Raw genomic sequence first — 8,636 nt, forward strand, 5'->3', positions numbered from 1 at the left:
TACAAAGGGTACAGATTAAAAACGCACGGTTCCAAGTTAACGTTCCGTGTGTTTTTAATATATGATATTCGATATATAATATATATTGAATATACTGATATATTGTGTTATAATTTGAAATAGAAACTCGCGTGTTTCAAATACAACATTTTTATCTTCTTGATGACCTCTTATCTTTCCGTAAGAGGTCTTTTTTTTATCTCTCCGTATTGCATATCCATAAAACACTCTGAATGATACTAGAGTCTACTACACTGTGATATACTCTAGTGTTTTTTTATCATTTTAGCCAAGAAGACTCCTTCCTCAAGGAACGCGAAGTGAGTAGGTGGGAGGTGAATTGGCTTCGGACAAGGGATGGCGGGACGCCATCTTAATTGTTCGACATACATAAAGTGTTACTTCACTATCCATCGAATATACGTTCGGTATATAATAGTCATATACCGAAATGGAGGTGAATGAAATGATAATTAATAAAGCCTTTAAGTTTCGTATCTATCCAAATCAAGCACAAGCAATTCTAATTAATAAAACGATAGGTTGTTCTCGCTTTGTATTCAATCATTTCCTATCCCTATGGGATTACGCATATAAAGAAACTGGAAAAGGTTTAACATATGGTACATGCTCTGCCAAACTTCCTGCCATGAAGAAAGAGTTTGTTTGGCTCAAAGAAGTGGATAGTATTGCAATTCAGTCGTCTGTTCGCAACCTTGCGGATGCGTATACACGCTTTTTTAAAAAACAAAATAGTGCCCCGCGTTTCAAATCCAAGAAGAATAACGTACAATCTTATACCACAAAACAAACAAATGAAAACATTACCGTTGTAGGAAACAAAATAAAGTTGCCAAAACTAGGTCTTGTTCGATTTGCCAAAAGTCGTGAAATAACGGGACGTATTGTAAATGCTACGGTTAGACGGAACCCTTCTGGCAGATGCTTTGTGTCATTGTTAGTCGAAACAGAAGTACAAGAACTTCCGAAAACAAGTTCGTACATTGGAATGGATGTAGGATTAAAAGACTTTGCCATTTTGTCAGATGGAACAACCTATAAAAATCCGAAGTTTTTCCGGTCATTAGAAGATAAGTTGGCGAAAGCACAGCGTGTTCTTTCTAGAAGAATGAAAGGATCTTCTCGTTGGAATAAACAACGAGTAAAAGTAGCTAGAATTCATGAATACATATCAAATGCTAGAAAAGATTACTTAGACAAAATCTCAACTGAAATCATTAAAAGCCACGATGTTATCGGTATAGAGGATTTGCAAGTATCGAATATGCTAAAAAATCGTAAGTTAGCAAAAGCAATTAGTGAAGTATCTTGGTCACAGTTTCGTACCATGTTGGAATATAAAGCAAAATGGTATGGCAAACAAGTCATTGTCGTATCGAAAACATTTGCTTCCAGCCAATTATGTACATGTTGTGGATATCAAAACAAAGACGTTAAAAATCTAAACCTACGTAAATGGGACTGTCCTTCTTGTCGTACACACCATGATAGGGATATTAACGCAAGTATCAATCTAAAGAATGAAGCAATAAGGCTTCTAACCGCAAGGACTGCGGGGTTAGCCTAATCAATTAGAGTTCGATAGAACTCTTTACTTAGGAATCCTCCACTTCTAAACGAAGTGAAAGTGGGGGTAGTTCAAACTCCACTTATTTATCTTTTTTAGCAATTTATCTCTCTTGTATAATATCAGTTTGATAGAAATAAAAATATGCAAATATACATTTTATTAACTAATTTTGTAATTTATTGCTATAATCAAAAAGTAATTTTTAGAATTTTTTTATATGTTTGTATTGTTCTTATAAAAAGAATATATCGACAAAATGATTAGACAGTAAATTTTATTGGAGGTAAGGGTATGTATACAGAAATTATTAGCAATAAGCTACAATCTTTAAAAGAAAGTGGACAATATCGCGAATTTGTTACAATTAATCGAATTCGGGGTGAATATCCATTGGCACACTTAAATGGTCAACAAGATACAGAACCTGTAGTCGTTTGGTGTAGTAATGACTATTTAGGGATGTCACAACACCCAGTAGTTACGGAAGCAATGCACGATGCTATTCGAGCATTTGGTGCCGGTTCAGGTGGATCCCGTAACATAGGTGGTACACATTACCATTATGCGGCACTTGAATCCTCACTTGCTGAATGGCATGGTAAGGAAGCAGCTTTAGTTTTCCCTACAGGATATGGTTCTAATGATGCGACATTACAATGTTTACTTCGTTTATTTCCAAATTGTATCGTATTCTCTGACGAACGCAATCATGCTTCAATTATTAATGGTATACGTAGTACAAAAGTTGAACGAGCGGTATTTAGACATAACGATGTTGAACATTTGGAGGAATTGCTTGCAGCTCAACCAAATGATCGAGCTAAAATCATTGTTTTTGAATCCGTTTACTCAATGGATGGTGATATTTCACCAATTGAAAAAATTATAGAACTTGCTGAACAATATAATGCATTAACGTTTATTGATGAAGTGCATGCAATCGGAATGTATGGCCCCCGCGGTGCAGGGATAGCTGCCGAACTAGGTCTTGTAGATCGTTTAGACTTTATTCAAGGAACAATGGCAAAGGGGATTGGAGTAATTGGAGGATACATTGCAGCTTCAGCATTATTAATTGATGCTGTACGTTCTTTTGCATCCGGTTTCATTTTTACAACTTCATTACCACCAGCAATTGTTGCAGCTTGTCATGCTAGTGTTGAACACTTAAAATCTTCAGATAGTGAACGAAATGCCCTACATCAAAAGACTAGTATGTTAAGAGAGGCATTAGCTCAAGCAAATATTCCTATCATGGATTCAAGTGAGACACATATTCTTCCTGTACTGATTGGTGACGCTAAAAAATGTAAAGCTGCTGCTCAACGTTTACTTCAACAACATCATGTCTATTTACAACCTATTAACTCACCAACGGTTGCTGTGGGTACGGAGCGTTTCCGAGTTAACGTCACACCAAATCATACTGAGGAACAAATTATGCAACTAGCTGAATCACTAACAGAAGTATTTAATTATTTCGACATTCCTTTTGCACAGGTTACTGAGGTAGCGTTTGCATGACAGTTTTAATGTATATATTTTGCTTGATAGTATGGGGTTTGAACTTTATTGTAGTAAAAATCCAAGGCACACCAGTAAGTCTTGAACTATCATTAACTTATCGCTTGGTGGGGGCTGCATTCATGTTTATTGTCCTTGCATGCGTGGTACGTCCAAAAGGTAAGCCTTCCCGTGAAGATGCTTTACCTCTCATTACTTTTGGGGTATGCAACTTAGCTATTAGTTATTTGTGTTTATACTATGCTACGATTTGGATTTCTGCTGCATTAGTAACTTTACTGTTTTCACTGAAAACAGTTTTGACACCTATTGCACTTCGCATATTTTTAGGTGAACAGCTTCATTCTCGAATTCTAATAGGTGGAATAGTTGGGATTACAGGCGTTTCTATATTACTTTATCCATTATTGACAACGGGCTCCTCTAATACAAGTGATTTAAAAGGAATAGGACTTGCATTATTAGGAACAGTCCTTACAGCAATTGGAGATGCGGCTTCTGCCAGAAATGCAAGACGTGGAATTTCTGCTGTTTATTCAAATAGTATTGGTTTTATTGTAGCTTCAATAATTTTACTTGCTGTTTGTGTTTTCCAGCAACAAACCTTTACAATGCCAACATCTGTTTCTTACCTAGGAGCTTTAGCATTTTTAACTGTATTTGCTTCCTTCGGTGCATGGATGTTCTACCTTAAGTTAGTAGAGCGTATTGGTGCATCAGTAAGTAGTTATATGGTTGCACTTTTCCCTGCAATTGGGGGCGTTGCGTCTGTTGCAATTGGAGAATCGTCACCCACACTCTACTTATTATTCGGTTGTTTATTTAGTTGTGCCGGAGCCGCAATCGCACTAGGATTCCGTTTACCATATAGAAACCGAATTATTGTGAAAAATGAAAGCCCAGGGAGTTAAAAACTCCTGTGGGCTTTATTTATAGTAAAGTCTATCTATACTCTACATAAATTTGAAGGAGGTATTTTATAACCTTAGTTCATATATTGTATGTTTTCTTAACTTTTCAAAAGAAGTTTCCGAATTACCAAGTGGAATATAAACTACTTTATTCTTCTATTATGAATATAGGTTAAACACCTCAATAATTCTTTTTTATTTAATAATACTTTGTAAAAGAAAGTTGATTGTCTATAACTTTCTTTTACAATGTTAAGGGGAACCAACTATTATGAACTATAGATCTGTATTTGATATCATCGGTCCTATTTCAATTGGAACACCCAATATTTTTGGAACAGACGCCGTAAAAATAGGATATACTATCCGACAGCTATTTTCACATGAACCAGACAGAATTGATATTTCCTTATATGGAGGATTTAAAAAGACTAATCATCATTTTGGTGCAGATGTAGCAATTATTGGTGGAATTTTAGGTTTCAAAATAAAAGATTCACTAATTATTAATGCACTTACAATCGCAAAAGAACGAGGAATTACAATTAATTGTATAGAAGAGGTTGCAAAGCCAGTACATTCTTATACAGCAAAAATTTGCTTATATAAAGGTATAGATAAAATTGAAATGATTGCTTGCTCACTTGGAGGTGGAAGAGTAAAAATTATTGAAGTTAATGGTTTTGAACTAAAGTTACGTAATACAAACCCTGCTCTTCTTATTATGAATAATAATCATTTTAGCACGATTTCTTCTGTAATCGCTATCTTATCAAGATGTAAAATTAATATTAATACAGTAAGAATTTCAAGAAAAGAAACCGGAAAATTATCTTTGTTAATAATTGAAACTGAGAAACCATTAGTTCCAGAAGTAATTGGGGAAATTAAAAAATTATCAGGAATTCATCAAACATTAATTTTAGATTAAATTCCATTCAAGTCGAATAGTTCAATCAAAAAAATTATTATTTATATATTTTAGTTATGTAATAGGATTCTCCTGGCGAGGGGAATCCTATTTTTTTGTTCTAAAATGAAGGAGTGTGTTTGTATGAAGGAAGGTGAGTCAAGTTTAACTTCGTTAATATCAGCTTTTGGAACGGAAAAGAACAGGCTACTGAAATAGTCTGTTCTTAAATAAATGATACAATTGTAGAGCTTTTACACTAGAACCAATTATTCGCAGGTTGTAGTACTATGACATTTTTTATTTAGAAATTTTTTGCACCCATTCAGAATGACCAATAAATAGGGTCAGATTATATGGGTTATTCGTATATGTAATACCTTTACACAAATTTTCTTTCGGAAGTACAATTCCTTTATACAATTGAACTGTAATCAAATCGGCATAAACGATAGTTATATCTATACAAAAGGAAGTATTATTCAATAACATGAATTTACGTCCAGTTTTTTACGTTCTAATTTAATCATAGATTACATCTATGATAATTATAGAAATGATAGAATTGATAAAAGGGTGTGTCAGAGTTAGAATGAAGGTGCTTTACAAGATAACAATAACAAGTAACTTTGTTAGAAAAAGTTTCCGTAGGAGGCGAAATAATAGTATTTTGTAGAGTAGTCATTACTAAGCGTCCTATTGATAAGTAAATCGGAGGGATGTATATGGATGTTTTCCATTCTGGGGAACGTGCTGTACACAATATGTTTGGTGTACAAAAAATAGCGAATACTGCTAGTACAATGATTCAGCCGACACTGACAAAAAGATTTATGGCGTTTCTAAATGGACAAAACTCCTTCATGATATCTTCTATGGATGAAAAGGGGAGAGTGTGGAGTTCATTTTTAGCAGGAAAAGAAGGAATTATTAAAGCAGTAGATTGCGATTTAATTAAAATAAATGTTGGTATAATAGAAGAAACTAACCTTTAAAAAATAAAAACCGATTCCTTAACGTACAGAGGATCGGCTAATTTGTGTCTAAGCGTACAATTTTCTTTTTTTGATATGGTGACCTCTTTTAGGGATCTCACCACACCAACATCAAGTTAAGAAATTCATTATTTCCTAAAACAACAAATGAACTGGATTCCCATAGACAACTATGAAGAGATAAAATTTTCGTTTTGGGGATACTTCAAACTCTTAGCTTGATGGGCATGTATGGTGACCCCTATGAGGGAGCTGTCCAATATTACTATATAAGAACAACTGATAACACAACTATTGATTTGTGTATCTCTGATTTTCCAGAAATATTTGCAATCCATGAAGGGTTTAGTGATAAACAAATTAGAAAGATTTACAACTGGAACTTATAAGCTATATAAATAACAAATTTAATTATTGGAGGAATGAAAAATGAAAATTGGTGTATCTGAGTGAAAAGTATTGGAAAAAGAGACAAAGTTAAAGCTATTGCGCTATGCGATGTTAGAAAGTAAGTATAAGTATGCAAAATAAAAGCTCTTCATTTGCAAGAAGCAAACAAAGAGCAAAGTCATGAGTGACCGTCGAGGAAAGAAATTGGCACATTTCTTTCCCTCTTATTTTAACATATAAAAAGTTATAGAGAAAAGGGGGGCATGTAGAATGGAAGAAGGTCGTATTTCCTTTCAGCAAAGATTTAAAGAATTTCTGGTTATGATCGTTAGTTTGGGGATTATTATGTTTCTCATATATGGAGAAAGCCTGTTACAATAGAAAAGAATAACTTGGGTACAAATTGATAATGAAATGGGGAAATATGCTGGATGAAAGCAACCGGAGTAACTAGAAAAGTGGATGAATTAGGGCGTATAGTAATTCCAAAGGAACTTAGAAATACGCTTGGGATTAAAGAAAAATCACCATTAGAGATTTTTGTAGAAGGGGAAGACATCATTTTACAGAAGTATCAGCCTGGTCATGTTTGTGCATTAACAGGAGAAGTGTCAAATCGTAACATAGCATTAGCAAATGGTAAGATAACATTAAGTCCAGAAGGTGCTGAACTATTAATAAAAGAAATAGAACAGTACCTTGTCAAATAAGTGCTCCTTTCAAGGGGCTTTTTTTATGGTTAACAAGATAATTTCACGTACCGTAGTGATTTCAAAAACTAAAAAATTCAATAATAGTCTACATTTAATTTTGTGTAGACTTCATCAGTTAAATGGAGCATGTATTGTATATTGGGGATAGATTTCTTGTGAAATATGTACCTAGAGCAGTATTTCGATTTAAATGTGATACGATAGTGATATATTCGTTTTGCTAGTAAAAGGGGATGAGTGTCGATGAAAAACCACATAAAAGTAAATGGAAAAATCCTTCAAACAAATAAAAAATGGTCCCATCTCAAGCAAAGACAAAGACAACATATTTCTAATTGGTTACGTAGAGAATATACACAGTTTGTAAAAACACATTATAGAAAACCTAGAAAGTATGAACATGATGAGATTCTTCATGAAGTGATGAATCAAATACAGGAACGTGAAATTTGGATTCCTAATGGTGAAGTAAAAAGATATTATCTAAGCAAAATAGGAAAATGGTTTAGAAAAATAGAAAGTGAATGGGAATCACAAATATCCAACAGTGAAAAGCAGCATGTATTAGAAGAAAGGTAAATACAAACAAACCGGGAGGCGCATTTCATGTTTAATTTACAAGAAGATATGTATGAACAATTGAAAGAGAAAAAAGGGGAAGTTACTGTATTTTTAAAGAATGGTGTTCCAGTACATGGGCAGATCCTTGCAACAGATAAATTTACCGTCCTAATGATGGTTCATGGTAAACAATAACTAATCTACAAACAAGCAATCTCTACACTTGCTATTTAATGAGTATCGCCAGCATTTTGGAAAAAACCCACGCTAAGAGTATGCAAAATTTTATGCAGTTTTTCAGCTAATTCAGTAACAAACGAGAACTCTAAAACCTTTTCAGGATAGGAATGTATAAAAAAAGGCATAGATCCATAGAACAAAAAAAGAAGGTTCCTTTGTGAGAATAAGATTCCGCCTTTTTCCTTGCTACCGATAATAGGACGTTATGTTAACTTTACATGAATATAGTATACAATAAATTAGAGGTGAAAATTATGAATCGAGAACAAGCCATTCAAATACTTAAAAAATACTCTCCTATGCCTGATGACGAGGATTTAACTGAAGAAATGATAGATGAATACGCAAGTGCAATTTTATATTTTGAGGAAAATCCACATCCAAGTTGTATAGAACCTATTATGATGACCTTTAGTTTAGATGATTGTTATGGTGTATATGAACATGCAACATGTGTATTACGTGAATTTAGTAATGATGAGGTCATTCCATATTTAATTAGAGCTATACAGGATAAACACGAAGGTAGAAGATACTGGGGAACAGACTTAGCTAAATTCTTTTCAGATATAAGATTAGTTGGCTCTTTATTGACTTGTATTGATGATCCAAACGATGAAATTCGAGAATATGTGGCTTACGCATTAAGTAAGATTGATGATAAATCAATTTTGCCTGTATTACATAATAGACTATTAAAAGAACACAACGAAGATGTCTGTGAGGAATTAAAACAAGCAATCTCAAAACTAGAAAAACTTACATAACTTCCGATAACGAGAATTATGGTGCGACAAGAAG

9 protein-coding genes are annotated in these 8,636 nt (G+C 33.7%); all 9 read left to right on the forward strand.

Annotation, left to right across the window (positions count from 1 at the left end):
* The first annotated feature begins 466 nt into the window (after positions 1 to 466).
* Positions 467 to 1,588 (forward strand): IS200/IS605 family element RNA-guided endonuclease TnpB, encoded by a 1,122-nt coding sequence (gene tnpB / locus COK05_RS29825; protein ID WP_098615401.1) that lies wholly within the window; start codon positions 467 to 469, stop codon positions 1,586 to 1,588.
* A 294-nt stretch (positions 1,589 to 1,882) separates the two neighbouring features.
* Positions 1,883 to 3,115, forward strand: coding sequence for a 5-aminolevulinate synthase (gene hemA / locus COK05_RS29830; RefSeq protein WP_098615402.1), 1,233 nt, complete (start codon positions 1,883 to 1,885; stop codon positions 3,113 to 3,115).
* The gene (locus COK05_RS29835; RefSeq protein ID WP_098615403.1) at positions 3,112 to 4,026 is read left to right on the forward strand and encodes a DMT family transporter; all 915 of its coding nucleotides are present in this window, start codon (positions 3,112 to 3,114) and stop codon (positions 4,024 to 4,026) included. Before hemA ends, COK05_RS29835 begins: the two co-directional genes overlap by 4 nt.
* Before the next feature lie 271 nt (positions 4,027 to 4,297).
* Positions 4,298 to 4,957 (forward strand): L-serine ammonia-lyase, iron-sulfur-dependent subunit beta, encoded by a 660-nt coding sequence (gene sdaAB / locus COK05_RS29840; RefSeq protein ID WP_098615404.1) that lies wholly within the window; start codon positions 4,298 to 4,300, stop codon positions 4,955 to 4,957.
* 704 nt (positions 4,958 to 5,661) lie between these two features.
* Positions 5,662 to 5,931 (forward strand): hypothetical protein, encoded by a 270-nt coding sequence (locus COK05_RS29845; protein WP_255290367.1) that lies wholly within the window; start codon positions 5,662 to 5,664, stop codon positions 5,929 to 5,931.
* A gap of 821 nt (positions 5,932 to 6,752) precedes the next feature.
* Complete coding sequence (locus COK05_RS29850) at positions 6,753 to 7,031, forward strand: AbrB/MazE/SpoVT family DNA-binding domain-containing protein (RefSeq protein WP_098604881.1); 279 nt, start codon at positions 6,753 to 6,755, stop codon at positions 7,029 to 7,031.
* Between the two features lie 246 nt (positions 7,032 to 7,277).
* Positions 7,278 to 7,613 carry a transposase gene (locus tag COK05_RS29855; protein WP_098615405.1) on the forward strand — a complete coding sequence of 112 codons (336 nt, stop codon included), beginning with the start codon at positions 7,278 to 7,280 and terminating at the stop codon, positions 7,611 to 7,613.
* A gap of 27 nt (positions 7,614 to 7,640) precedes the next feature.
* Positions 7,641 to 7,790, forward strand: coding sequence for an RNA chaperone Hfq (locus COK05_RS29860; protein WP_098615406.1), 150 nt, complete (start codon positions 7,641 to 7,643; stop codon positions 7,788 to 7,790).
* 299 nt (positions 7,791 to 8,089) lie between these two features.
* Positions 8,090 to 8,602, forward strand: coding sequence for a HEAT repeat domain-containing protein (locus COK05_RS29865; protein WP_255290368.1), 513 nt, complete (start codon positions 8,090 to 8,092; stop codon positions 8,600 to 8,602).
* Positions 8,603 to 8,636 lie beyond the last annotated feature (34 nt).

It is taken from the genome of Bacillus cereus, assembly GCF_002567495.1.
Classification (GTDB): Bacteria; Bacillota; Bacilli; order Bacillales; family Bacillaceae_G; genus Bacillus_A; species Bacillus_A cereus_AQ.

Bases quoted from the DNA above. Each gene is read 5' to 3' on its own strand.
- tnpB (WP_098615401.1), top strand. From the start codon at position 467: ATGATAATTAATAAAGCCTTTAAGTTTCGTATCTATCCAAATCAAGCA.
- hemA (WP_098615402.1), top strand. From the start codon at position 1,883: ATGTATACAGAAATTATTAGCAATAAGCTACAATCTTTAAAAGAAAGT.
- COK05_RS29835 (WP_098615403.1), top strand. From the start codon at position 3,112: ATGACAGTTTTAATGTATATATTTTGCTTGATAGTATGGGGTTTGAAC.
- sdaAB (WP_098615404.1), top strand. From the start codon at position 4,298: ATGAACTATAGATCTGTATTTGATATCATCGGTCCTATTTCAATTGGA.
- COK05_RS29845 (WP_255290367.1), top strand. From the start codon at position 5,662: ATGGATGTTTTCCATTCTGGGGAACGTGCTGTACACAATATGTTTGGT.
- COK05_RS29850 (WP_098604881.1), top strand. From the start codon at position 6,753: ATGAAAGCAACCGGAGTAACTAGAAAAGTGGATGAATTAGGGCGTATA.
- COK05_RS29855 (WP_098615405.1), top strand. From the start codon at position 7,278: ATGAAAAACCACATAAAAGTAAATGGAAAAATCCTTCAAACAAATAAA.
- COK05_RS29860 (WP_098615406.1), top strand. From the start codon at position 7,641: ATGTTTAATTTACAAGAAGATATGTATGAACAATTGAAAGAGAAAAAA.
- COK05_RS29865 (WP_255290368.1), top strand. From the start codon at position 8,090: ATGAATCGAGAACAAGCCATTCAAATACTTAAAAAATACTCTCCTATG.